The organism is Pseudomonas sp. KBN10P06128 (genome assembly GCF_037574945.1).
Classification (GTDB): domain Bacteria; phylum Pseudomonadota; class Gammaproteobacteria; order Pseudomonadales; family Pseudomonadaceae; genus Pseudomonas; species Pseudomonas aeruginosa.
Genome location: NZ_JBBELR010000001.1, coordinates 6,235,296 through 6,260,492, shown reverse-complemented (window position 1 = coordinate 6,260,492; position 25,197 = coordinate 6,235,296). Strand labels below are relative to the sequence as shown.

Annotated in this window: 22 protein-coding genes; 15 read left to right on the top strand and 7 right to left on the bottom strand. The window is 65.1% G+C overall.

The genetic code is table 11. From position 1 onward, the window contains the following. Positions 1 to 170 precede the first annotated feature (170 nt). From VQ065_RS29165 to VQ065_RS29145, 5 genes are read left to right on the top strand one after another with little or no spacing between them, the layout of a single operon-like run. Positions 171 to 2,543: a type VI secretion system Vgr family protein gene (locus tag VQ065_RS29165; protein WP_003095938.1), complete on the top strand. Its 2,373-nt coding sequence runs from the start codon at positions 171 to 173 to the stop codon at positions 2,541 to 2,543. Then, a complete protein-coding gene (gene pldB / locus VQ065_RS29160; protein WP_003095936.1) occupies positions 2,540 to 4,777 on the top strand; it encodes a type VI secrection system-dependent phospholipase D effector PldB in 2,238 nt (745 codons plus the stop codon). Before VQ065_RS29165 ends, pldB begins: the two co-directional genes overlap by 4 nt. Positions 4,778 to 4,780: 3 nt before the next feature. Next, the gene (locus VQ065_RS29155; RefSeq protein WP_033995805.1) at positions 4,781 to 5,656 is read left to right on the top strand and encodes a tetratricopeptide repeat protein; all 876 of its coding nucleotides are present in this window, start codon (positions 4,781 to 4,783) and stop codon (positions 5,654 to 5,656) included. 8 nt (positions 5,657 to 5,664) lie between these two features. Then, on the top strand, positions 5,665 to 6,534 hold the full coding sequence (locus tag VQ065_RS29150) for a tetratricopeptide repeat protein (protein WP_031630384.1): 870 nt from the start codon (positions 5,665 to 5,667) through the stop codon (positions 6,532 to 6,534). Positions 6,535 to 6,542: 8 nt separating this feature from the next. Further along, complete coding sequence (locus VQ065_RS29145) at positions 6,543 to 7,412, top strand: tetratricopeptide repeat protein (protein WP_051923461.1); 870 nt, start codon at positions 6,543 to 6,545, stop codon at positions 7,410 to 7,412. Positions 7,413 to 7,474: 62 nt separating this feature from the next. Here VQ065_RS29145 and VQ065_RS29140 read toward each other — a convergent pair whose 3' ends face one another. Then, a complete protein-coding gene (locus tag VQ065_RS29140; RefSeq protein ID WP_003095930.1) occupies positions 7,475 to 8,431 on the bottom strand; it encodes a LysR family transcriptional regulator in 957 nt (318 codons plus the stop codon). Between the two features lie 64 nt (positions 8,432 to 8,495). Here VQ065_RS29140 and VQ065_RS29135 point away from each other — a divergent pair, with 64 nt between their 5' ends. From VQ065_RS29135 to VQ065_RS29125, 3 genes are read left to right on the top strand one after another with little or no spacing between them, the layout of a single operon-like run. Then, on the top strand, positions 8,496 to 9,746 hold the full coding sequence (locus tag VQ065_RS29135; RefSeq protein ID WP_003095928.1) for a D-amino acid dehydrogenase: 1,251 nt from the start codon (positions 8,496 to 8,498) through the stop codon (positions 9,744 to 9,746). A 24-nt stretch (positions 9,747 to 9,770) separates the two neighbouring features. Then, the gene (locus tag VQ065_RS29130; RefSeq protein ID WP_003095925.1) at positions 9,771 to 10,121 is read left to right on the top strand and encodes a RidA family protein; all 351 of its coding nucleotides are present in this window, start codon (positions 9,771 to 9,773) and stop codon (positions 10,119 to 10,121) included. A gap of 42 nt (positions 10,122 to 10,163) precedes the next feature. Then, positions 10,164 to 11,063, top strand: coding sequence for a transporter substrate-binding domain-containing protein (locus VQ065_RS29125; RefSeq protein ID WP_003095923.1), 900 nt, complete (start codon positions 10,164 to 10,166; stop codon positions 11,061 to 11,063). A 4-nt stretch (positions 11,064 to 11,067) separates the two neighbouring features. Here VQ065_RS29125 and VQ065_RS29120 read toward each other — a convergent pair whose 3' ends face one another. Next, positions 11,068 to 11,544, bottom strand: a complete 477-nt coding sequence (locus VQ065_RS29120) for an NUDIX domain-containing protein (protein ID WP_003095920.1) — start codon at positions 11,542 to 11,544, stop codon at positions 11,068 to 11,070. A gap of 181 nt (positions 11,545 to 11,725) precedes the next feature. Here VQ065_RS29120 and pip point away from each other — a divergent pair, with 181 nt between their 5' ends. The 7 genes from pip to VQ065_RS29085 all read left to right on the top strand — a co-directional run bounded on the left by pip (position 11,726) and on the right by VQ065_RS29085 (position 20,536). Further along, entirely contained in the window at positions 11,726 to 12,697 is a 972-nt protein-coding gene (gene pip / locus VQ065_RS29115) for a prolyl aminopeptidase (RefSeq protein ID WP_003095918.1), read from the top strand. After that, the gene (gene dtd / locus VQ065_RS29110) at positions 12,694 to 13,131 is read left to right on the top strand and encodes a D-aminoacyl-tRNA deacylase (protein WP_003095916.1); all 438 of its coding nucleotides are present in this window, start codon (positions 12,694 to 12,696) and stop codon (positions 13,129 to 13,131) included. Before pip ends, dtd begins: the two co-directional genes overlap by 4 nt. Positions 13,132 to 13,587: 456 nt before the next feature. Further along, positions 13,588 to 15,165, top strand: a complete 1,578-nt coding sequence (locus tag VQ065_RS29105; protein ID WP_003095915.1) for a glucan biosynthesis protein G — start codon at positions 13,588 to 13,590, stop codon at positions 15,163 to 15,165. Beyond that, on the top strand, positions 15,158 to 17,743 hold the full coding sequence (gene mdoH, locus VQ065_RS29100) for a glucans biosynthesis glucosyltransferase MdoH (RefSeq protein WP_003095912.1): 2,586 nt from the start codon (positions 15,158 to 15,160) through the stop codon (positions 17,741 to 17,743). The genes VQ065_RS29105 and mdoH overlap by 8 nt, the downstream gene beginning before the upstream one ends. Before the next feature lie 237 nt (positions 17,744 to 17,980). After that, entirely contained in the window at positions 17,981 to 18,781 is an 801-nt protein-coding gene (locus tag VQ065_RS29095; RefSeq protein ID WP_003095910.1) for a transporter substrate-binding domain-containing protein, read from the top strand. A gap of 65 nt (positions 18,782 to 18,846) precedes the next feature. Next, positions 18,847 to 19,809: an amino acid ABC transporter permease gene (locus VQ065_RS29090; RefSeq protein WP_003095908.1), complete on the top strand. Its 963-nt coding sequence runs from the start codon at positions 18,847 to 18,849 to the stop codon at positions 19,807 to 19,809. Continuing rightward, positions 19,802 to 20,536, top strand: a complete 735-nt coding sequence (locus VQ065_RS29085) for an amino acid ABC transporter ATP-binding protein (protein WP_003095906.1) — start codon at positions 19,802 to 19,804, stop codon at positions 20,534 to 20,536. Before VQ065_RS29090 ends, VQ065_RS29085 begins: the two co-directional genes overlap by 8 nt. 7 nt (positions 20,537 to 20,543) lie before the next feature. On the opposite strand, the gene VQ065_RS29080 is transcribed toward VQ065_RS29085, so the two are convergent. The 5 genes from VQ065_RS29080 to tatB all read right to left on the bottom strand — a co-directional run bounded on the left by VQ065_RS29080 (position 20,544) and on the right by tatB (position 25,187). Then, positions 20,544 to 21,005, bottom strand: a complete 462-nt coding sequence (locus tag VQ065_RS29080; RefSeq protein WP_003095904.1) for a UPF0158 family protein — start codon at positions 21,003 to 21,005, stop codon at positions 20,544 to 20,546. A 109-nt stretch (positions 21,006 to 21,114) separates the two neighbouring features. Next, positions 21,115 to 23,058 carry a methyl-accepting chemotaxis protein gene (locus VQ065_RS29075; protein WP_003095902.1) on the bottom strand — a complete coding sequence of 648 codons (1,944 nt, stop codon included), beginning with the start codon at positions 23,056 to 23,058 and terminating at the stop codon, positions 21,115 to 21,117. Between the two features lie 211 nt (positions 23,059 to 23,269). Beyond that, positions 23,270 to 23,977, bottom strand: coding sequence for a 16S rRNA (uracil(1498)-N(3))-methyltransferase (locus VQ065_RS29070; protein WP_003095898.1), 708 nt, complete (start codon positions 23,975 to 23,977; stop codon positions 23,270 to 23,272). Beyond that, positions 23,974 to 24,777 carry a twin-arginine translocase subunit TatC gene (gene tatC / locus VQ065_RS29065; protein ID WP_003095896.1) on the bottom strand — a complete coding sequence of 268 codons (804 nt, stop codon included), beginning with the start codon at positions 24,775 to 24,777 and terminating at the stop codon, positions 23,974 to 23,976. The genes VQ065_RS29070 and tatC overlap by 4 nt, the downstream gene beginning before the upstream one ends. After that, positions 24,774 to 25,187, bottom strand: a complete 414-nt coding sequence (tatB, locus tag VQ065_RS29060; protein ID WP_003095895.1) for a Sec-independent protein translocase protein TatB — start codon at positions 25,185 to 25,187, stop codon at positions 24,774 to 24,776. Before tatB ends, tatC begins: the two co-directional genes overlap by 4 nt. Positions 25,188 to 25,197: the final 10 nt, after the last annotated feature.

Genomic DNA, 25,197 nt, shown 5'->3' with positions numbered 1-25,197 from the left:
AACTTATTGAGGTCAGCGTTGATGCGGCCGGGAGGCCGAGTGCGCAAAGAGTTGCACAACTGTTCTCCTCTATCCTCTCGGCCAGCATTTCCATCGCGCGGGCGCAGGCGCGTCGCGCCCGGAACCGAATACGCCAGGAACGCACGGCTGCGTTTCCAAGAGGACAGTGAATGTTCGCCCCCGCCAACCAGACGCACTTCAGCCTTCGCATCGAAAACCTCCGGCACGACTTCCAGGTACTCGCCTTCCGCGGTCGCGAAGCCATCAGCCAGCCCTTTCGCTTCGACCTGGAGCTGGTCAGCGAGCGATCCGATCTGGACCTCGACGCGCTGCTGCACCAGCCGGCCTTCCTGATCCTTTCGCCGAGCGGGGAGGGGGTCCACGGACAGCTCACCAGCATCGCCCAGGGGGACTCCGGCAAGCGCCTGACCGGCTATCGCGCGACCCTGGAGCCGCGCCTGGCCTACCTGGGGCTGTGCAGCGACCAACGCATCTTCCAGCGCCTCAGCGTGCCGGAAATCATCGGCCGGGTGCTGGAGGGCCACGGCATTCTCGCCGACGCCTATCGCTTCCAGCTGGGCCCGACGCCGTACCCGGCCCGCGAATACTGCACGCAGTACGACGAAACCGACCTGGCGTTCCTCAGCAGGCTCTGCGAGGAGGAGGGCATCCATTACCACCATGAGTTTTCTGCCCAGGGCCATATGCTGGTCTTCGGCGACGACCAGACCTCCTTTCCGCGGCTGCAACGCCCCGTCGCCTACGTGCAGGACGCCGGGCTGGTCGCCGACCAGCCGGTGGTCAAGCGCTTCGGCGTGCGCTTCGACACCCGTGCCAGCCGGGTTACCCGGCGCGACTACGACTTCGAGCAACCCGCGTTGCAGATGCAGGCCGCCCATGGCCCGCAGCCCGGGGCGCAGCAACCGGACCTAGAGGACTACGACTATCCCGGCCGCTTCACCCACCGCGAGCGCGGCAAGCACCTGAGCCGGCGCGCGCTGGAACGGCATCGCGCCGACTACCTACAGGCCAGGGGCGAAAGCGACGAACCGGCGCTGCTCAGCGGACACTTCCTGACGCTGTCCGCGCATCCCCGCGGCGAATGGAACGATCTCTGGCTGCTTACTGAGGTTCTCCACGAAGGGCGGCAGCCGCAGGTACTGGAAGAGTCGATCGACAGCGACGTCGCGCAGGGCCGGGGCGATTTCCGCCAGGGCTATCGCAACCGTTTCGTCGCCACTCCCTGGAGCGTGCATTTCCGCCCCCCGCTGGAGCATCCCAGGCCACGCGTGCTGGGCTGCCAGACAGCGGTCGTGACCGGCCCCGCCGGCGAGACCATCCACTGCGACCAATACGGCCGGGTCAAGGTGCAGTTCTTCTGGGATCGCCTCGGCCAGGCCGACGACAACACCAGTTGCTGGTTGCGCGTCGCCTCCAACTGGGCGGGCAAACGCTATGGCGGCGTCGCCATCCCGCGGGTGGGCATGGAAGTCCTGGTGGGTTTCCTGGAGGGCGATCCGGATCAGCCGCTGGTCACCGGCTGCCTCTACCACAGCGAAAACCGGGTGCCCTACGAGCTGCCGCAGAACAAGACCCGCAGCGTTTTCAAGACCGACAGCTACCCCGGCGGCGGCGGTTTCAACGAACTGCGCATCGAGGACCGCAAGGGCCAGGAACAGATCTTCGTCCACGCCCAGCGCGACTGGGACGAGAACATCGAGCACGACCAGAAGATCCGCGTCGGCCACGAGCGCCACGACACGGTCGAGGGTGATAGCTACAGCGAGTTCAGGGCCGAGGAACAGCGCACGGTCCATGCCGACCGCAAGGTCGAACTGAAGGCGGCCGACCACCTCAGCGTCGCCGACGCGTTGCACCTGAGGATCGGCACCGGCCAGTTCGTCGAGGCGGGCGACGAGATCCATTTCAAGGCCGGCGACAAGGTAGTGATCGAGGCAGGCATGGAGCTGACCCTAAAGGGCGGTGGCAGCTTCGCCAGGCTCGACCCGGGCGGTGTCACCCTCGACGGCGCCCAGGTGATGATCAACAGCGGCGGCAGCCCCGGCATCGGTAGCGGCGTTCGCGCGCTGTCGCCGCTGCAACCGCTCGCGGCCGACGCCGCGGCGGCGGGAGGCGCCTTGTTGGGAGCCATCGCCCAGAAGATCGGCGAAGCGCCGCAGAAACTCCTACGTTTCGAACTCAGTCCGTTGCCCGGCGTGGCATCGGCGGCCAGGCAACCGTATCGGCTCTACGCCAATGGTGCCTTCAAGGAGGAGGGCATCGCCGACGAAGGCGGCGCAATCAGCTTCGAACCGCTGCCGGGCGAACGCACCTATCGCATCGAGACCGCCAATGGCCACGCCTACGAAGTGGAGATGGTCGACCAGCCGGACGCACTGCAGGCTGACGATCGGCTCGCCCAGCAGGGGTTCCGCGACTACCGGGCAGAAATGCCCCAGCACAAGCCGCGTTCCGCCCCGGACGCCTACCGGCGCGACGCCTCGCGGCCCGGCGCCGCCGACAAGGATGACCCCACGCCATGAGCGACCTGTACAAACCGCAGACCCTCAAGCTGTACGCGCAACAGGCCGGCAGCGTCCGGCTGACCCTCGACTGGTTCGCCAACAAGGCCTTCTACCCACCGCGCGCGGGTGTGCACATCAAGCCGCTGATCAATGGCCAGGCGGCCTTCGACGCGGTGCATGCGGCCATGGAAGCGGCCCGGCACAGCATCGACATCATCACCTGGGGCTTCGACCCGGCCATGCGCTTCAAGCGCCCCGACGGACCGCGAATAGGCGAATTGCTGCAGACGAAGGGCCGCGAAGGGGTGCAGGCGCGGGTGCTGGTCTGGAGCAACCAGCTCGCCAGGCTCAAGGAAAACACCATCCCCGGGGCCGGCGTCGGCGGTTCCGGCGGCACCTGGGCGGGCTCGGGCGTCGCCAGCGGCAGCGCAGTGGACAACGAGGTGCTGCGGCTGGAGCAGCGGCGCCAGCATAACCTCAACCTCATCGCGCGGCAGCAGGAAGCCCTGGAGCGCTCGGAACGGCTGCACCGCGAAGGCAGGCTGCCGAGCTTCGACCCGCGGGGCGCCGCCCACGCGCGGGCGCGCATCGCCGAGCTGGAGGCGGAGAACGCCGAGAACCAGCGCACTTTCGACAGCAGCGAGGCCCAGGGCTACGGCGGCAAGCGCGGTTCCGGCGGCACCCGCCAGGATCCCTGGGGGCAGATATTCACCCGCGACTGGTTCAAGGCGGTACGCGGCGGTGGGTTGCAGAACGTCGAGTTCCGTACCCGCGACTTCGAGCAGACGGCCAGGCCGGTGATGAACGGCGAGCAGGTGCGCCTCGTCAACGGGCGACTGCAAAGCCTGATCCACCTGCTGCGCGCCGATGGCATCGACGACCTGGGCATCGGCCAGTTGCTGGTACTCACCCAGTTCGCCAGCCATCACCAGAAGATGGTCCTGGTCGACTATGGCAGCCCGCAGGCCATCGGCTTCGTCATGGGTCACAACATGCACCGCAACTACTGGGACACCAGCGCCCACCTGTTCGACGACCGCGCCGCCGGTCGCGATCCCGGGTTCGGGCCCTGGCAGGATATCTCCATGCAGGTCCAGGGACCGGTGCTGGCCGACCTCAGCCGCAACTTCAGCGAGGCCTGGGACCTCGAGACGCCGTGGTACAAGCGCTGGTTCTCGACGCCATCGCTGACCGCCGAGCGCGACGCCTTGCCGCTGCCGAAGATCGCCACGCCCGCCAGCAACAGCGTCGCGCAGATTTGCCGAACCCAGCCACAGGACGGCGAGCGCTCGATCCTGGAGCACTATCTCAAGGCCCTGGGCAATGCCACCGACTACGTCTACATGGAAAACCAGTACTTCCGTTATGCCGGCTTCGCCGAGCGCCTGCGGAAGACTGCGCAGGTGCGCAAGGCCCGGGGCGTGCCCGGCGACCTGTACCTGTTCGTCGTGACCAACACCCCCGACTCCAGCGACGCCTCGAAGACCACCTACGACATGATGAAAGGCCTGGGCCAGGAGCAACTGATGCCGCAGGTACAGCGCGACCTGGCGCATGACTTGCGGGAAAAGCGGGAGCAGTTGAAGCAGGTCAGGGAAAACCTACATCCCGATCCCTATGTCCGGCGCGGCCAGGAAAACAACATCGAACGGCTGGAGCGCAAGATCGAAGCGCTCGAACAGAAAGGCGTGACGCCGGAAGTCGAGCAACGCCTCGGCGGACTCGGCGCGCAGGAGATTCCCGGACTGGCGAAGAACACCGGCGAGGACGACAAGCCCTATCAACTTGCCGAAGTACCCGGCCTCAAGGTGGTCGTCGCCACCCTGGCCACCAGCGACCCTGCCCCCGGCAGCCCGCCGCCAGCGCGCCTGTCCGCCGAAGCCGAGGCCGCCCTCGGGGCGCCGCCGCTGAAGGCGCGCTACAAGCACATCTACGTGCACTCCAAGCTGCTGCTGGTGGATGACCTCTATACCCTGCTCAGCTCGGCCAATATCAATGTCCGCAGCATGCATGGCGACAGCGAGTTGGGGATTGCCCAGCCCAATCCGGATTTGGCGAGGGCGATGCGGGAGGAGTTGTGGGGGGCGCATGTTGGGAGGTTGGCCGAAACGACCGAAAAAAACTTCGAATTGTGGAATCAGAAGATGGATGATAACTGGAAGGCCCAGGTGGCAGATGAGCCTTTTACTTCGCACTTGCTGCGCTTCTGGGATGTCACTACACCCTATAGTCAAAATCTTACGGTGGACTGAGCGATGCGAATCTCTATTGGTCTATTCATTTTCCTGTTGAGTTTCGGAGTTCCCGCTATGGCCGACAGTAAGCCGTTCATCTGCGTTAATGAGAAAGACCATTTGCCACCTCTCGATCCCCAGGCCGATGCCTGGTATCGGGAAGCAGTTGCGCTAGCTAAGCCTGACACCTTGCGTCCTTGGGGACGTATTGTGGACTTATACAGTAAGGCAGTTGAGCGTGGGCATTGGAAGGCGATGCATAATTTGGCGAATCTTTATCGCACAGGGTGGCCCGGAGGGGTAGAAAAAGATACGCAGAAGGCATTGGATCTCTATCAAAAGATGATCGATCTGGAGGTGCCCCAAGGGTTCTATGATATGGGAGCAATGATCGGCAATCGTGCAGGGGTCAAGAATCCTGCAACTGACGGGCTTACTTTTCTTGATAAGGCTGCTAGCCTAGGAAATCCGCCGGCACTAACCGAACTAGGTAAGCTTTATATATATGTGGCCAAAAAAAAGGATTTGGGGTTGGCGTATACTCACTGTGCTGCTAGCCAGGGCTATGCGCCGGCTAGTTATGAGTTGGGGGCGTATTACAAGATAGTAGAGCATAATTTTCCAAAAGCATTGGGTTATTATCAGGCGTCAGTCTCTCAGGGCGGAAAGAGTGCGGCTTTATTTATCTCCGGTGTTTTTGATAAAGCCAGTCCTGATGTCGATAGAATGTGGTACGCCCCCGATGAGAAGCTGCACAAACTATATGATGGTATTTACGATCAACTTGCCGCTGATCCTGATTTGCGTTTTCCCAACTTGATAAAGGACCATCCTCTGCCTCCTCACCCGACCCAGGGCTACGACGCAGATCGGCCCGACTGGAAACCGGGGCAGTGATGTGGCTGATGGCTATTGGACTTTGGGCCGTGCTCTGTCTTGCAGGCGTCCCCGTGATGGCCAACAGCAAACCATTTGTCTGCGCTAATGAAAAAGACCATCTGCCGCCGTTGGATCCGCAAGCCGATGCTTGGTACCGCGAAGCAGCAGCCTTGGCCAAGCCCGATACTCTGCGGCCCTGGGGCCGTATCGTCGAGCTTTACAGCAAGGCAGTGGAGCGCGGTCATTGGAAGGCCATGCATAATTTGGCGAATCTTTATCGTACAGGGTGGCCCGGAGGAGTAGAAAAAGATCCGCAGAAGGCATTGGATCTCTATCAAAAGATGATAGATCTGGATGTGCCTCAGGGGTTCTATGATATGGGGGCAATGATTGGTAATCGTGCCGGTGTTAAGAACCCTGCTACCGATGGTCTGACCTTCTTGGATAAAGCCGCTAGTTTGGGGAACCCGCCAGCACTGACCGAGTTGGGTAAACTCTATATTTATGTGGCCAAGGAAAAGGAATTGGGGGTGGTGTATACCAGTTGTGCTTCCAGTCAAGGTTATGCTCCGGCGAGCTATGAGCTTGGAAGCTACTATGAGTTGGTTGAGCATAATTATCCAAAGGCACTTGGCTACTATCAAGTCTCCGTCTCTCAAGGCGGCAGGAGTGCAGCCTTTTTTCTCTCGCGCGTCTTCGGAAAGAGGACGCCTCCTTCAAGTGCAATGTGGTATACGCCGGATGAAAAGCTTGAGAAATTCTACTACTCCCTCTATCTGCAAATTGATGCCGACCCCGATCTTCGTTTTCCCAATTTGGTAAAAGATAACCCCTTGCCACCCCACCCCGTCCAGGGCTACGACGCAGCTCGACCCGACTGGAAGCCGGGTCAGTGATTCGGATAATGGCTATTGGAATATGGGCTGTACTTTGTCTCGCAGCAGTTCCCGCTATGGCTGACAGCAAGCCTTTTGTCTGCGTTAACGAAAAGGACCATCTACCCCCTCTGGACCCGCAGGCCGATGCTTGGTATCGCGAAGCGGCGACCCTGGCCAAGCCCGATACCTTGCGTCCGTGGCCTCGTATCGTCGGGTTGTACAGCAAGGCGGCCGAGCGCGGCCACTGGAAGGCCATGCACAACTTGGCGAATCTTTATCGTACAGGGTGGCCCGGAGGAGTAGAAAAAGATACGCAGAAGGCATTGGATCTCTATCAAAAGATGATCGATCTGGAGGTGCCCCAAGGGTTCTATGATATGGGAGCAATGATCGGCAATCGTGCAGGGGTCAAGAATCCTGCAACTGACGGGCTTACTTTCCTTGATAAGGCTGCTAGCCTAGGAAATCCGCCGGCACTAACCGAACTAGGTAAGCTTTATATATATGTGGCCAAAAAAAAGGATTTGGGGTTGGCGTATACTCACTGTGCTGCTAGTCAGGGTTATGCGCCGGCTAGTTATGAGCTGGGGGCGTATTACAAGATAGTAGAGCACAATTTCCCAAAGGCACTTGTTTATTATCAGGTGTCAGTCTCTCAGGGGGGCAAGAGCGCGGCTTTTTTCCTATCACGAGTCTTCGGAAGTGAGACTCCCCCTGCAAGTGCAATGTGGTACGCCCCCGACGAAAAGTTGCGAGAAGCGTATTATTCAATCTACAAAAAGCTTGAAGCTGACCCCGACTTACGTTTCCCCAATCTGATAGAGGACTATCCTCTGCCTCCTAATCCCACCCAGGGCTACGACGCGGACCACCCAGACTGGAAGCCGGAGCGGTAAGTACGCGAGGCGTGGGCCAGAACGACGTCCAAGGTTTCCAGCGGCAGGCCAGGCGGCAAATGCTACATCTGCACGGCCCGCAAACGCTCCTCGGCCTGGCGGGCGAGCATCCGCAGCAGCGGAGCGAGGGTGTGCGGCGGGGTTTCGTCGGCGCGGGTGATGGCGTAGAGGGTGACCGGGAAGGCCGGGCTCAATGGGCGGATCGCGGTGCTGTGCGGGTCGGCGCCGAGGGCGGTGAAGGGATCGACCAGCGCCAGGCCGGCCCCAGCCTCCACCAGGGCGCGGGCGAGGGCGTAGGTCTGCACGGCGATCTTCACCTGCGGCGGTGGCTCCACGGCGCTGAGGTAATCCTCCAGGCGGGCGAACAGCGGGTCGGCGGTGGACAGCCCGATCAGCGCTTCGCCGGCCAGCCCGGCCAGGCTCAGCGGCTGCCGGCGTTCCGCTTCGGGCCAGTGTTCGCGCGGCGCCAGGGCCACCAATACGCCGCTGGCGATGGCTTCGCCGCGCAGGCCGGGGTGTTCCGGCTGCTTCAGGCTCAGGGCCAGGTCCAGTTCGCGCATCAGCAGGCCCTGCACCAGCTCGCGCGAATGCAAGGTGGCCAGTTCGCAGCCGCTCTGCGGATAGCGCGCGCTCCATTCGCCGATCGCCCGCGGCAGCAGCGACAGCGCCAGGGCCGGGGTGGCGCCGATGCGCAGGCTGTGGCCCGGCTGGCGCCGCAGGTTCTGCGCCAGGCGCCGCACGGCCTGCAGGCTATCGCTGAGCTTGGCCACTTCGCGCTCCAGTTCCAGCGCTTCCGGAGTCGCCAGCAGCTTGCCGCGCACTCGCAAGAACAGCGGGAAGCCCAGTTGCTGCTCGGCGTGCTGCAAGACCTTGCTCACCGCCGGTTGGGACACGTGCAGCAACTGTGCGGCGCCGCTGACCGAGCCAGCCTGGCGGATCGCCTGGAACACTTCGATATGGCGGAGCTTCATCGGCGCGAGCCCATAACCTGGATTTATACCCTGGCCATCTTTATTCATTGTCCTACCGCTGTCATCCGCGCCTATCGTCGAAGCCCTGGAAAACACCTGGATAACGATTGTCATGGCTCAGCGGGTTTGCATCATCGGCGCCGGCGTGGTCGGCCTGGCCACGGCCTACGCCCTGGTTCGCGAAGGATTCGACGTGACCCTGGTGGAAGCGCGCGAGCGGGGCGGGCTGGAAACCAGCTACGCCAATGGCGGGCAGTTGTCCTATCGCTACGTGGCGCCATTGGCCGACAGCGGCGTGCCGGCCCAGGCGCTCGGCTGGCTGCTGCGCAACGATGCGCCGTTGCGCCTGCGGCCGCGTCTTGATCCGGCGCAGTGGCGCTGGCTGCTGGGCTTCCTCGCGGCCTGCCGCGGCTCGCTGAACCGCCGCAATGCCGCGCACCTGCTGCGCCTGGCATTGCTCAGCCAGCGCACCCTGCAGGACTGGCGCGAGGAGGATGGCCTCGATGGCTTCGACTGGCGGCGCAACGGCAAGCTGGTGGCGTTTCGCCAACCGGCCAGCTTTGCGCGGGCCCGCCAGGGCCTGGCCGATCCTTCGGCGCAATTCGTCCTGACCGCCGCCGAGTGCCTCGCGCTGGAGCCGGCCCTGTCCGCCGCGCCCTTCGTCGGCGGCATCCACACGCCGGACGAGGAGGTCGCCGACTGCCATGCCTTCTGCGTGCAACTTGCCGAGCGCTTGCAGGCTTCCGGACATTGCCGGCAACTGCATGGCCGCAGGGTGACGAAGATCGTCGAGGGCGGCGCGGCGGTGCGTGGCGTCGAGGTCGGCGGCGATCTCATCGAGGCCGATCATGTGGTGCTGGCCGCCGGCTACCGCAGCGCCGAATTGATGCTGCCGGGCCTGCGCCTGCCGCTATACCCGCTCAAGGGCTATAGCCTGACCCTGCCGGTCGGCGCGCAGCACCGCGCGCCGGATACCAGCATCACCGATTACGACCGCAAGATCGTCTACGCGCGAATCGGCGAGCGGCTGCGGATCGCCGCGATGGTCGACATCGTCGGCTTCGACCCCGGCCTCGAGCCCGCGCGCCTGGCACTGCTGCGCCAGCAGGCGCGGGACACGTTCCCGCAGGGCGGCGATTTCGACGCCGCCGTCGAATGGGCCGGCATGCGCCCGGCCACGCCCACCGGGGTACCGCTGGTGGGCAACGGCGGCTACCGCAACCTCTGGCTCAACCTCGGCCACGGCGCGCTCGGCTTCACCCTGGCCTGCGGCAGCGGGCGCCTGCTGGCCGAGCAGATCGGCCGCCGCCCGCCGAGCATCGATACCACTGGCCTGCTGCCGCGCGGCGCGCTGGCTGGCTGATCCCCCCTCGACTGGAGCACTCCCATGGAACCGACCCGTATCGCCACCAACGACCGCCTGTCCGCCGCGGTCTGCTTCGACGCCCTGGTATTTCTTTCCGGCCAGGTGCCGGGCCAGGCCGAGGATATCCATGGCCAGACCCGCGAGGTGCTGGCGAAGATCGACGCGCTGCTGGCCGAGGCCGGGTCGCGCAAGGAGCGTATCCTCAGCGCGACCATCTACCTGAAGGACATCGCCCGCGATTTCGCCGCCCTGAACGAGGTCTGGACCCAGTGGTTGCCGACCGGCCAGGCGCCCAGCCGGACCACCGTCCAGGCGGAGCTGGCGCGTCCGTCGGTGCTGGTGGAGATCACCGTGGTGGCGGCCAGGGGCTGACTTACTTTCCATAGCCATAAGAAAAAAGAGGCAGAACCTCCGATGAAAACCCTTGTATCCAGCACCCTCGCCCTCTCCCTGTCGCTCGCCATCGGCGCCGCGCAGGCCGAGGAACTCAGCGGCACCCTGAAGAAGGTTGCCGACAACGGCACGATAACCCTGGGTTATCGCGATGCCTCGGTGCCTTTCTCCTACCTTGGCGATAACAGCGGCCAGCCCATGGGCTATTCGGTGGAACTGGCCGGCAAGGTGGTGGAACGGCTCAAAAGCACCCTCGGCAAGCCGGAACTCAAGGTGAAGTACAACCTGGTCACTTCGCAGACTCGCATCCCGCTGGTGCAGAACGGCACCGTCGACCTGGAGTGCGGCTCCACCGGGGTCACCGCCGAGCGGCAGAAACAGGTGGCGTTCTCCTATGGCTTCATCTACGTCAAGGGCCAGTTGCTGACCCGCAAGGACAGCGGCATAGCCCACTTCGACGACCTCAAGGGCAAGAACGTGGTGACCACCGCCGGCACCACCAACGAGCGCTACCTGAAGAACTACAACGCCGAACACAAGCTGGGGATGAACGTGGTCAGCGCCAAGGACCACGGCGAAGCCTTCCAGATGCTGCAATCGGGTCGCGCGGTGGCCTTCTACATGGACGATGCGCTGCTCTACGGCGAACGCGCCAAGGCGCGCCAGCCGCACGACTGGGTGGTGGTCGGCGAGCCGCAATCGCGGGAGATCTACAGCTGCATGGTGCGCAAGGACGACCCGCAGTTCCTTGCCCTGGTCAACGAGACCCTGGCCGGGCTGTATCGCTCGGGCGAGATACAGGGCATCTACCAGCGCTGGTTCCAGCAGCCGATCCCGCCCAAGGGGTTGAACCTGGAGTTCCCCATGACCGCGGAGCTGAAGGCGATCCTCGAGAACCCCACCAGCGATCCGGTGCAGTGAGCGTCTAGCGCTGCAGGCCGAGGTGGCGGATCGATGGCGTCGGCGCGTCCAGGCGCGACCAGACGTCGTCGGCCAGTTCGGCCGGATAGAAAGACGGCAGGCCAGGCAGTTCGTCGCGGGCGATCCAGCCGACCTCGCGGATATCGAACTCGTCGCCGCCCAGGCCCTTCAGGTTGGCCAGGGTCGGCTCGCCACGCCAGGCGTCGATGCGGTAGAACAGCTCCATGTGGAAGCGCCCGGCGGCGGGTTCGGCGAATTCGCGCACGTAGACCAGCGGGCCGACGTCCACCCGCAGGCCGGTCTCCTCGAAAAACTCGCGCCGGACGGTATCCTTCGTCGATTCGTCGCATTCCGACTCGAAGCCGCCGCCGGGCGGAATCCAGTAGATGTCGCCGCCGACCTCGTGGCGGACCAGCAGGATGCGTTGCTCCACCACCAGCAGGCCGGCGGCGCGGATACGGTGTCGCAAGGCCTCGGCCATGCTCGTTCTCCCGGCGCCAGGCGCCGTTGCTTGGATTGATGGTTTCCTGTCTACCGGGGCGGACATGAAAGCCGCTCGGTTTTTTTCCCGGCGCCGAAGTATCATGCGCGGCAGAGCAAAGGACGGGCCCCGCTGTCGACGTTTGCGCCGGGGGCCGAACACATCGCCTCGGGAGCGCATCATGCTAGTTCTGTATCCGGAAATTAAACCCTACGCTCGCCACGAGCTGGCCGTCGACGAACCGCATGTGCTGTATGCCGACGAAAGCGGTTCGCCGGACGGACTGCCGGTCGTCTTCGTCCACGGCGGCCCCGGCTCCGGTTGCGATGCCCTGTCGCGTCGCTTCTTCGATCCCAACCTCTACCGTATCGTCACCTTCGACCAGCGCGGTTGCGGCCGTTCCACGCCCCACGCCAGCCTGGAGAAGAACAGCACCTGGGAGCTGGTGGCGGACATGGAGCGCCTGCGCGAGCACCTGGGTATCGAGAAGTGGGTGCTGTTCGGCGGTTCCTGGGGCTCGACCCTGTCGCTGGCCTACGCGCAGACCCATCCCGAGCGGGTCCATGCGCTGATCCTGCGCGGCATCTTCCTCTGCCGTCCGCAGGACATCCACTGGTTCTACCAGGAAGGCGCCAGCCGCCTGTTCCCCGACTATTGGGAAGATTATGTCGCGCCGATCCCGCCGGAAGAGCGCGGCGACCTGCTGGCGGCCTTCCACAAGCGCCTGACCGGTAGCGACCAGATCGCCCAGATGCACGCTGCCAAGGCCTGGTCGACCTGGGAGGGCCGCACCGCCACGCTGCGCCCCAACCCCATGGTGGTGGACCGCTTCACCGAGCCGGGCAGGGCGCTGTCGATCTCGCGCATCGAGAACCACTTCTTCGTCAACCAGGGCTTCCTCAGGCCCAACCAGTTGCTCGAGGACATGCACCGCATCGCCCATCTGCCTGGCGTGATCGTGCATGGCCGCTACGACGCCATCTGTCCCCTGGACAATGCCTGGGCCCTGCACCAGGCCTGGCCGAACAGCGAACTGCAGATCATCCGCGACGCCGGGCATACCGCCAGCGAGCCGGGGATAGTCGATGCGCTGGTGCGCGCCACCAACGAGATCGGCCGGCGACTGCTCGACCTGCCGCCGGAGGCCGAATGAAGGCATTGCTGCAGCGCGTCGGCGCGGCGCGGGTGGAGGTTGGCGGCGAAATCGTCGGCTCCATCGATCGCGGCCTGCTGGTGCTGGTCGGGGTCGAGCCCGAGGATGGCGAGCGTTGCGCGGCGAAGATGCTGCACAAGCTGCTCAACTACAGGGTGTTCGGCGACGACGAGGGCAAGATGAACCGGTCCTTGCTGGACGTGCAGGGCGGCTTGCTGCTGGTCTCGCAATTCACCCTGGCGGCGAACACCCGCAGCGGACTGCGTCCGAGCTTCTCCAGCGCGGCGCCGCCGGCGCAAGGAGAGACGGTGTTCGAGCACCTGGTGAAACTGGCGCGGGAGGCCTATCCGCAGGTGGCGACCGGGCGTTTCGGCGCCGACATGCAGGTGCACCTGGTCAACGACGGGCCGGTGACCTTCCTGCTGGAGAGTTGATCGGCGTCGAGGGGATTGTCCCCAAGGTGCTTCAGGGAGGGATGGCGGGGCTGGAACGGTGAATTTTTGTGACAGATACATGGCCTTTTGTCACAACCTCGGTGCATCATCCGCACGCCGATTTCATGCTGTACAGGACAGGCCGGCCGGCATCCCGATGCCGGGCGGGGCGTCCTGCAACCCAATGGACGGGAATCATTCCGCCCGGGCAGGGTCGGAACCTCTGGGGTCGCTAGCCGACGAGCGGCATGCCCCCTGGTTCTCCAGGCCCGGTGCACGTAACGCGAATGACTGGAAACAGGCATTCTTTTTGTCAGATCGCGCCAAATCTGGCTATCTATCGGGTTTGGCAGCGAATGTGGCGAAACCATGTTCGACCGGCACTCCGGTGCCGTCGGAGACCCCTGAACGGTCAGGGCGTCTTCAGTAATTCATGTTCACGGACGAGGGGGCCTCGTGATTTTCCGTTCCGTTTCAAACACCGATTTCCGCGCCCGCGTGCGCACCCTGCTGCTTGCCGGCTCGACCGCGCTGGCATTCGTCGCCGCCCCGGTATGGGCGTTCAGCATCGACGACGTGGCGAGCAAGGCCAAGGACCTGGCCGGCGACAAGTATTCCGCGCCGACCAGCAACCTGCCATCAGAATTCAGCGAAATGAAATTCGCCGATTACCAGCAGATCCGTTTCATCAACGAGCGCGCCTACTGGGGCAAGCTGAAGACGCCGTTCAAGCTGAGCTTCTATCACCAGGGCATGCACTTCGACACGCCGGTGAAGATCAACGAGGTGACCGCTACCACGGTCAAGCCGATCAAGTACGATCGCACCAAGTTCGATTTCGGATCCCTGAAGTTCGACGAGAATGCCACCAAGGATCTCGGCTATGCCGGTTTCCGCGTGCTCTATCCGATCAACAAGGCCGACAAGCAGGACGAGATCGCCACCTTCCTCGGCGCGAGCTACTTCCGCGTGGTCGGCAAGGGCCAGGTCTACGGTCTGTCGGCGCGCGGCCTGGCGATCGATACCGCGCTGCCTTCGGGCGAAGAGTTCCCGCGCTTCCGCGAATTCTGGATCGAGCGGCCGAAGGCGCAGGACAAGCAACTGGTGATCTACGCCCTGCTCGACTCGCCGCGGGCCACCGGCGCCTACCGCTTCGTGCTGCGTCCGGGCAAGGATGCGGTGATGGATGTCCAGGCCCGCGTGTTCCTCCGCGACAAGGTCAGCAAACTGGGCCTGGCGCCGCTGACCAGCATGTACCTGTTCGGCTCCAACCAGCCGTCCGAGCAGCACAACTTCCGGCCCGAGCTGCATGACTCCAGCGGTCTGCAGATCCATGCCGGCAACGGCGAGTGGCTGTGGCGTCCGCTGAACAATCCGAAGCACCTGTCGGTGAGCACCTTCAGCGTGGAGAACCCGAAAGGCTTCGGCCTGCTCCAGCGCGGCCGCGAGTTCTCCCGCTACGAAGACCTGGACGACCGCTACGACCTGCGTCCGAGCGCCTGGATCGAGCCGAAGGGCGACTGGGGCAAGGGCACCGTGGAACTGGTGGAAATCCCGACCCCGGACGAAACCAACGACAATATCGTCGCGTTCTGGAACCCCGAGACCCAGCCTGAGGTCGGAAAGCCGCTGGACTTCGCCTACCGCCTGCACTGGACCATGGATGAAGACGAGCTGCACGACCCGAAATCCTCCTGGGTCAAGCAGACCATGCGCTCGGTCGGCGACGTGAAGCAGAAGAACCTGATCCGCCAGCAGGACGGCAGCACCGCCCTGGTCGTCGACTTCGAAGGGCCGGCCCTGAAGGACCTGGCGCCGGACGCGCCGGTGACCACCCAGGTCAGCACCGACAGCAACGCCGAGGTGGTGGAGAACAGCCTGCGTTACAACCCGGTCCTGAAAGGCTGGCGCCTGACGCTGCGGATCAAGGTCAAGGATCCGAAGAAGCCGGTGGAAATGCGCGCGGCGCTGGTCGACGAGGCGCAGAAGCCACTGAGCGAAACCTGGAGCTATCAGCTGCCTGCCGATGAATAACCCATCCACTACGAAAGCACCGCTGGCCGACTACCTCGCTCATCTTCCCCTGGCGGAAGAGGAGCGGGAGCGGCTTGGCGAGTCCGCTTCCTTCTCCGAGCTGCACGCTTGCCTGGCGGGAGCGGAAGGCGCCGCTGCCGATGCCGGGGGCGATCCCGCCCTGGCCTCGGTACGCGCCCGCCTGCAGCTGGGCACCCCTGAGCTGGACGACGCCGAGATGTTCGGCGTCGACGCCCAGGGTCGCACCTTCCTCAAGATTTCCCCGCCGATCCGCCGTACCAAGGTGATTCCCGAGCCCTGGCGCACCAACATCCTGGTGCGCGGCTGGCGTCGGCTGACCGGACGCAGCAACCCGCCCAAGCCCAAGCGTGCCCTGCCGCGGGCCCGCTGGCAGCGGGTCGGCTCGCTGCGCCGGTTCATCCTGCTGTTGTTGATGCTGGCGCAGACCTCGGTCGCCACCTACTACATGAAAGGCATCCTGCCCTACCAGGGCTGGGCCTTCGTCGACCTGGAGGAACTGGCCCAGCAGAGCCTGCTGGATACCGTCCAGCAGGTGCTGCCCTATGTCATCCAGTTCGGCATCCTGGCGCTCTTCGCGATCCTCTTCTGCTGGGTCTCGGCCGGCTTCTGGACCGCGCTGATGGGCTTCTGGGAGCTGCTCACCGGGCGCGACCGCTACCGGATCTCCGGCAGCAGCGCCGGCAGCGAGCCGATCGCCGCCGACGCCCGCACGGCGATCGTCATGCCGATCTGCAACGAAGACGTGCCGCGGGTATTCGCCGGCCTGCGGGCGACCGTCGAGTCGATGGCCGCCACCGGCGAGATGGAACGCTTCGACTTCTTCGTCCTCAGCGACACCAACGACCCGGATATCGCCGTCGCCGAGCAACAGGCCTGGCTCGAGCTGTGCCGCGAGACCAAGGGCTTCGGCAAGATCTTCTACCGTCGCCGCCGGCGCCGGGTGAAGCGCAAGAGCGGCAACATCGACGACTTCTGCCGGCGCTGGGGCGGCGACTACCGCTACATGGTGGTGATGGACGCCGACAGCGTGATGAGCGGCGACTGCCTAGCCAAGCTGGTGCGCCTGATGGAGGCCAATCCTGAGGCGGGGATCATCCAGACCGCGCCGAAGGCGTCCGGCATGGACACCCTGTATGCGCGCATGCAGCAGTTCGCCACCCGCGTCTACGGCCCGCTGTTCACCGCCGGCCTGCACTTCTGGCAACTCGGCGAGTCGCACTACTGGGGCCACAACGCGATCATCCGCATGCAGCCCTTCATCGACCACTGCGCCCTGGCGCCGTTGCCGGGCAAGGGCTCGTTCGCCGGCGCGATCCTGTCCCACGACTTCGTCGAGGCTGCGCTGATGCGCCGTGCCGGCTGGGGCGTGTGGATCGCCTACGACCTCGACGGCAGCTACGAAGAACTGCCGCCGAACCTGCTCGACGAACTCAAGCGCGACCGCCGCTGGTGCCACGGCAACCTGATGAACTTCCGCCTGTTCCTGGTCAAGGGCATGCACCCGGTGCACCGCGCGGTGTTCCTCACCGGGGTCATGTCCTACCTGTCGGCGCCGTTGTGGTTCTTCTTCCTGGTGCTTTCCACCGCGCTGCTGGCGGTGCACCAACTGATGGAGCCGCAGTACTTCCTGGAACCGCGGCAGTTGTTCCCGATCTGGCCGCAGTGGCATCCGGAGAAGGCCATCGCGTTGTTCTCCACCACCCTGACCCTGTTGTTCCTGCCCAAGCTGCTCAGCGTAATGCTGATCTGGGCCAAGGGCGCCAAGGGTTTCGGCGGGGTGATCCGAGTGACCCTGAGCATGCTCCTGGAGATGTTCTTCTCGGTGCTGCTGGCGCCGGTGCGCATGCTCTTCCACACCCGCTTCGTGCTGGCCGCCTTCCTCGGCTGGTCGGTGCAGTGGAACTCGCCGCAGCGCGACGACGACGCCACGCCCTGGAGCGAGGCGATCCGCCGGCACGGCATGCAGACCCTATTGGGTATCGCCTGGACCCTGCTGGTGGCCTGGCTCAACCCGCGCTTCCTGTGGTGGCTGTCGCCGATCGTCGGTTCGCTGATCCTGTCTATCCCGGTATCGGTGATCTCCAGTCGGGTGAAGCTGGGCCTGCGCGCCCGCGATGAAAAGCTGTTCCTGATCCCGGAGGAGTACGACACGCCGCGCGAGCTGCGCGCCACCGACGAGTACACCTACGAGAACCGCTGGCATGCGCTCAAGGATGGCTTCCTCAAGGCCGCCGTCGATCCGTTGCTCAACGCCCTGGCCTGCGCCATGGGCACGGCTCGCCACAACCGTGCGCAAGCCATCGAGACGGTGCGCGGCGAGCGTATCGGCAAGGCCATCGAGAAGGGCCCGGAACAGCTCGACGGCGCCACGCGCCTGGCCCTGTTGAGTGACCCGGTAGCACTTTCGCGCCTGCATACGCGGGTCTGGGAAGAGGACCGCGACGACTGGCTCGGCCGCTGGCGCAAGGCCGAGGCGGACGACCCCCACGCCGCCAGCGTACCGCTGGCCCAGGTAGTGCCCGGCGACGCCGGCCTGCTGCCCGCCGCCCAGTCCTGATCCCATGCCCCCGGCGGAACGCCGCCGGGGGCATGGTCTGTTTCTTGCCTGTTTTCCCCGTGCGGCGCTGCTGTTACCCTGCGCCGGCAATCCAGAAAGTCTCGTATCGTTCGCCAGCTGAGGTACTATCGGCCGCCTTTTGCGCAGCCGGTCATGGCCTGCTGCCCGCCCGGGACGGCGACACGACGAGAGCATCCGTTCGACGACTGTGTTTCTAAGACTGCTGGGGATTGGGGAATGAAAAAGTATCTTGCTTCATTGGTTCTGGGCGTCTGCGCCCTGGTGGGCGTGGCTTCGGTCCAGGCGGCCGGCGCGGTGGAGGACGCGGTCAAGCGCGGCACCCTGCGGGTCGGCATGGACCCGACCTACATGCCGTTCGAGATGACCAACAAGCGCGGCCAGATCATCGGCTTCGAAGTCGACCTGCTCAAGGCCATGGCCAAGTCCATGGGCGTCAAGCTGGAGCTGGTCTCCACCAGCTACGACGGCATCATCCCGGCGCTGCTGACCGACAAGTTCGACATGATCGGCTCGGGCATGACCCTGACCCAGGAGCGCAACCTGCGCCTGAACTTCTCCGAGCCCTTCATCGTGGTCGGCCAGACCCTGCTGGTGCGCAAGGAGCTGGAAGGCAAGATCAAGTCCTACAAGGACCTGAACGATCCGCAGTACAGCATCACCTCGAAGATCGGCACCACCGGTGAGATCGTTGCCCGCAAGCTGATCAGCAAGGCCAAGTACCACGGCTTCGACAACGAGCCGGAAGCGGTGATGGACGTGGTCAACGGCAAGGCCGACGCCTTCATCTACGACTCGCCCTACAACGTGGTGGCGGTGAGCAAGTTCGGCGCCGGCAAGCTGGTCTACCTCGACCAGCCGTTCACCTACGAGCCGCTGGCGTTCGGCCTGAAGAAAGGCGACTACGACAGCATCAATTTCATCAACAACTTCCTCCATCAGATCCGCGAAGACGGCACCTATCAGCGCATCCACGACAAGTGGTTCAAGAACACCGAGTGGCTGAAGGAAATGGAATGAACCGCTGACGGCCCCCGCGAAGGGGGCCGTCGTACCTGCGCATTCCATCGTTCGAGAGAGTTTCCGTGACCAAGAAGAAACGTTCCGTCTGGCCCTGGCACCTGCTGACCGGGCTGATCCTGCTGGTCCTGGCCTGGGCGCTGTGGTTCTCCACCTCGCTGATTTCCTATGAATGGCGCTGGAACCGCGTTCCGCAGTACTTCGCCTACCAGGCCGAGGAGCCGTTGCGGGCCAACGAGATCGGCCGGGTCGAGGCTATCGAGGAACAGGGCAGGGACGCGCGCGTCACGCTGCTTGGCGAGAGCGGCGAGAAGCAGGTCGTGACCGTCGCCCAGGACAGCCTGCAATTCTCCGAAGGCGACGACGTGGCCGAGGGCGACGCGGTCGGGGTGACCCGCCACTGGGCCGCCGGCCCACTGCTCTGGGGCCTGTGGACCACCCTCTGGCTATCGCTGGTGTCCGGTGCCATCGGCCTGGCGATCGGCCTGGTCGCCGGCCTCTGCCGGCTGTCGGAGAACCCGACCCTGCACGACCTGTCGACGATCTACGTCGAGCTGGTGCGCGGCACGCCGTTGCTGGTGCAGATCTTCATCTTCTACTTCTTCATCGGCACCGTGCTCAACCTGTCCCGCGAGTTTGCCGGGGTCGCGGCGCTGGCGCTGTTCACCGGCGCCTACGTGGCCGAGATCATCCGGGCCGGCGTGCAGTCCATCGCCCGCGGACAGAACGAGGCCGCCCGTTCCCTGGGCCTGAACGCCGGCCAGTCGATGCGCTACGTGATCCTGCCGCAGGCCTTCAAGCGCGTGCTGCCGCCGCTGGCCGGGCAGTTCATCAGCCTGGTCAAGGACACCTCGCTGGTCTCGGTGATCGCCATCACCGAACTGACCAAGAGCGGCCGCGAGGCGATCACCACCTCGTTCTCCACCTTCGAGATCTGGTTCTGCGTCGCCGCGCTGTACCTGCTGTTGAACCTGCCCCTTTCGCACATGGCATCCCGACTGGAGCGGAGGCTCGGACAAAGTGATTGAAGTACGCAACCTGCTGAAGGTCTTCGATACCCGCGGCCAGGTAGTGCGCGCGGTGGACGACGTGAGTACCCGCGTGGCCAGGGGCGAGGTGCTGGTGGTGATCGGTCCGTCCGGTTCCGGCAAGTCGACCTTCCTGCGCTGCCTGAACGGCCTGGAGGAGTTCGACGAAGGCTCGGTGAGCATCGACGGCGTCGACCTGGCCGACCCGAGGACCGACATCAATGCCTACCGCCGCGAAGTCGGCATGGTGTTCCAGCATTTCAACCTGTTCCCGCACATGACCGTGCTCGAGAACCTCTGCCTGGCCCAGCGCGTGGTGCGCAAACGCGGCAAGGCCGAGCGCGAGGCCAAGGCGCGGGCGCTGCTGGCCAAGGTCGGTATCGGGCAGAAGGCCGACGAATATCCCTCGCGCCTGTCCGGCGGCCAGCAGCAGCGCGTGGCGATCGCTCGCGCGTTGTGCATGGACCCCAAGGTGATGCTGTTCGACGAACCGACCTCGGCGCTCGATCCGGAGATGGTCGGCGAAGTCCTCGACGTCATGAAGACCCTGGCCGTGGAAGGCATGACCATGGTCTGCGTGACCCACGAGATGGGCTTTGCCCGCGAAGTGGCCGACCGCGTGCTGTTCTTCGACCACGGCAAGCTGCTGGAGGACGCGCCGCCGGCGCAGTTCTTCGACAATCCGCAGGACCCGCGGGCCCAGGCCTTCCTCCGCCAGGTCCTCTAGTACCGCGCTAGGCGAACGGCTTGCCCGGCGGCGGCAGGAGCGACGTCGGACTCTGCCGCGCGGCCGGCTGGATATCGTTGTCCTCCAGCCAGTCCAGCGCCCATTCGCGCAGGCGCTCGTTCTGGTAGCGGTACCAGTCCTGCAACAGTTCCGGGTACTCCATCAGAGAGTGCTTGAAGGCCTTGAACGGCTTGCGGCTCTGCAGCGCGTTGGCGAGCGTCGCATAGGCGTGCGGCTCTTCCACCTCGCGGAGGAAATCCTGCATCAGTCCCAGCGACTGGGTGGTGCTCAGCGGGTCGATCAGCAGCAGGCGTTCCGGCTCGTTTTCCAGCAATGCGTCCAGTTCGGGATCGGGCGCCTCGGCGGAGATCAGCAGCACCTTGCCGCTGTACAGGTCGAGGTAGTGGTCGATTCCCGGGGTATCCAGGGCGAAGGCCAGTTCGTCGATATCGATGGTCATCGGGCGCATGGCGTCATCTCCCAAAAGGCGAAAGCCTGATCCTACGCAAAGGTGCCCCTCCTGTCCGCTTTCGATGGACGGGAGGGGCTGCCGATGCAAGGAGGATCCTCTCGGGATGTTACAGGCGGAAGCGTCCCACCTGCGCCTGCAACTGCGTGCCCAGGCGCGCCAGCTCGCCGCTGGAGGCGGCGGTCTGCTCGCTGGCGGCGGCCGACTGCTCGGCGACGTCGCGTACGCTGAGGACGCTGCGGTTGATCTCCTCGGCCACCGTGCTCTGTTGCTCCGCGGCAGTGGCGATCTGCAGGTTCATGTTCTGGATGTCGGAGACGGTACGGGTGATGCTGTCCAGCGCGGCGCCGGCGCGGCGCGCCAGTTCCACCGTGCTGGCGGTCAGCGAGCGGCTGTTCTCCAGGCGTTCGGCGGCTTCACCGGCGCCCTGCTGGAGACGCTGGATCAGGCCCTCGATCTCGGCGGTGGACTGCTGGGTGCGCTTGGCGAGGCCGCGGACCTCGTCGGCGACCACCGCGAAGCCGCGTCCGGCGTCGCCGGCGCGTGCCGCTTCGATGGCGGCGTTGAGCGCCAGCAGGTTGGTTTGCTCGGCCACCGACTTGATCACGTCGAGGACGCTGCCGATCTGCTCGCTGTCGTTCTTCAGGCGCGCCATGGCTTCGCTGGAAACGTCCATTTCGGTAGCCAGGCGCTCGATGCGGGTCACCGCCTGGTCGACCACCGCGTCGCCCTGGCGCGCCTCTTCATCGGCCTGGCGAGCGGCCTGGGAGGCCAGCTCGGCGTTGCGCGCGACGTCCTGCACGGTGGCGGCCATCTCGTGCATGGCGGTGGCGACCTGGTCGGTCTCCACTTTCTGGCTGTTGACCCCGGCGCGGGTCTGCTCGGTGACCGCCGAGAGTTCCTCGGCGGAGCTGGCCAACTGGCTGACGCCGTCGCCGATCCGCCCGACCAGCTCGCGCAGGCTGTCACCCATGCGCTGCATGACTCGCTGCAACTGGCCCAGTTCGTCGCGGCGCTGGAGGGTCAGGGGATTCTGCGGACGCTTGCCGAGGTCGCCGGCGGCGATGGCCTCGGCCTGCGCGAGGGCTTCGTCCAGCGGCCGGACGATCTGCCGGTTGATCGCCCAGCCGGCGACGCAGCCGAAGGCCAGGGCCAGCGCGGCGATCAGCCAGAGGCTGGTGCGGTCGCGGCTGGCGGTGCTCTCGCGCAATTGGCGACCGGCTTCGGTGAGGGTCCGGCCGGCCCGGGCCATATCCTGGGTGCTGCTTTGCATCGCTTGCTGCGCCTGGCGCGTGCGGACGACGCCGGCACGGAACTGCTCGATGCCGCCACGATAGCCCTGGAGGCTGCCCATGGCCTGTTCCAGCGCCGCATCGGCCTCGCCGGGCAATTGGCCTCGCAGCGTCGTGCCGGCCTGGCGGAGGGCGTCGAACGCGGCGAACGCGGCCTGCTCGGCCTTGTCGCTGCGCTCGAAGACGTAGCCGCGCACCTGGTAACGCACCATGAGCAACTGTTGGTGCAGGTCGGCCACCGCACGGCTGCGTTGCAAGGCCTGCGGGTCGCCGGCCTGCTGCGCGAGGCTGGCGTCCATCAGTTCCTCGAGGCGGGCGAAGCTGTCCAGCGCCTGCTGTGCAGTGCCCACCAGCACACCACGGGCGGCGCTGCGTTGCTGATCGGCTGCGGTGAGGTCGTCGAAGGCCTTGCGGTAGGCTTCGATGGCTTCGGCCTGGTGGGCCAGGGCGGCCGGGTCAAGCTCGCTGTCGCGCAGCGCCTGCAGGCGCTGGAGCATCCCGGCCAGGGTCTGGCGGACCTGCTCGGCCTGGCGCGGGTCGCTGCCGGCTTCGAATGCCAGGCGGCCTTGTTCGGCTTGCTGGGCCTGTTCCATCAGGCTGGCGACTTCGGCGAGCTGCTCGCTGAGGGCGGTCTGGTGCGTGAGGGTGCGGTTGCTGCTGATCACCACCAGCAGAAGCAGCGCGAGGAGGACACCGAAACCGACCATCAGCTTGCGGCTGACGCTCAGCTTGGCCAGTTGGAGAACCCACCAATCGTACATCGTCATTACTCCAGGCAGTGCGACACCCTGGGTTGGCAGCCCCATGGCGTGGCGGAACAGGTAATGGCTCAGCGTCGTCGCGTCCGGCGTGCGGGCGCGGAGGGCCGGTACGTGGCCGGCGGGCGAGGTCTTATGGTTGTCGTGCGGAGCCCTGCGCGACAGAGGATGTCGGCCGGGCGAGGAAAACCTTCAGTCTTTTACCGGAGTTTTTTCAGAACAACCGCGCAAGCAAGGCGCTGACCGCGGTTTCCACGCGCAGGATGCGTTCGCCGAGCTGCACCGGATGCAGTCCGGCTTCGCGCAGCTTGTCGACCTCGTAGGGAATCCAGCCGCCTTCCGGGCCGATCGCCAGGGTCACCGGCTTCTCCACCGCGCGCGGACAGGCCGGCCAGGGACCGGGATGGCCGACCAGGCCGAGGCTGCCGGCGGCCAGGGCCGGCAGGCGGTCTTCGACGAAGGGTTTGAAGCGCTTCTCGACGATGATTTCCGGCAGCACCGTATCGCGGGCCTGCTCCAGGCCGAGGACCAGGTTCTCGCGGATCGCCGCCGGGTCGAGGAACGGGGTCTGCCAGAAGCTCTTTTCCACGCGGTAGCTGTTCAGCAGCACCAGCTTCGGTACGCCCATTGCGGCGATGGTCTGCAACACCCGGCGGAGCATCTTCGGTCGCGGCAAGGCCAGCAGCAGGGTGATCGGCAACTTGGCCGGCGGCGGCTGGTCGAAGCGCACCTCCAGGGTCGCCTCGCTGGCGTCGAGCTTCAGCAGGCGGCCTTCGCCCATCCAGCCGCCGAGGCGGCCGACCCGCAGGGTGTCGCCGTTCTCGGCGCGGTGCACTTCGTGCAGGTGCTTGAGGCGGCGATCGTGCAGGACCGCACGATCCGCCGACACGAAGTCGGCGTCGTCGAGGAGCAGCAGGTTCACTGGCGGGTGGCCGGAGGCTGGTCGCCGTCGCTGGCCGGTTGGTCGTCCGGATGCTCGCCGCGCTTGCGTACCAGGCGGCCGAACAGCAGGCCGATCTCGAACAGCAGCCACATCGGCACCGCGAGCATGGTCTGGGAGAAGATGTCCGGCGGGGTCAGGACCATGCCGACCACGAAGCAGCCGATGATCACGTACGGGCGGATCTTCTTCAGGTACTCGACGTCGACCACCCCGATCCAGATCAGCAGCACCGTGGCCACCGGGATCTCGAAGGCGACGCCGAAGGCGAAGAACAGGGTCAGGACGAAGTCCAGGTAGCTGTTGATGTCCGTCATCATCGCCACGCCCTCGGGCGTCACGCTGGCGAAGAAGTGGAAGATCATCGGGAACACCAGGAAGTAGGCGAAGGCCATCCCGGCGTAGAACAGGATGATGCTGGACACCAGCAGCGGCAGCGCCACGCGCTTCTCGTGCTTGTACAGGCCGGGCGCGATGAAGCCCCAGACCTGCGCGAGGATCACCGGCATGGCGAGGAACAGAGCCACCACCATGGTCAGCTTGAACGGCGCGAGGAACGGCGAGGCGACGTCGGTGGCGATCATGCTGGTGCCTTCCGGAAGGAAGCGGCGCAACGGCTCGGAGACCAGGGTGTAGATCTTCTGCGAGAAGTAGAACAGGCCGGCGAAGATCAGGAAGATCGCCGCCACGCTGCGCAGCAGGCGCGTACGCAGTTCGGTCAGGTGCGAGACCAGGGGCATTTCCTGGTCGTGCTCGGGCTGCTCGGGTTTATCGGCGCTCATGGATTACGCGGCGTCTCGGACGGTGGCGAAGGGGGAGTGGAGGTAGCGACTGCCGGCGGTGCCGCGGCGTCCGCGGGCGTGCTGGTCGGCGGCGGCGTGGGTACGCTCGGCGCCGGGTTCTCGGCCGCCGGCGGCGGGGTTTCCTGCGGGGGATTCTGGCCGGTCAGCGGGGCCAGCAGCTTCTGCGCTTCGCGCTCCATCGAGAGGATGTGCTCGTTGTGCAGTTGCCGGCGGATCTCGTCCGCACCGATTTCCCGTTCCACTTCCTGCTTGATGGTATTGAAACTGCGCTTCAGGCGGCCGATCCACAGGCCGGCGGTACGTGCGGCGCCCGGCAGGCGCTCGGGGCCGAGCACCAGCAGGGCGACCAGCCCGACCAGCAACAGTTCGCTGAAGCTGATTCCGAACATCGATGGCTAC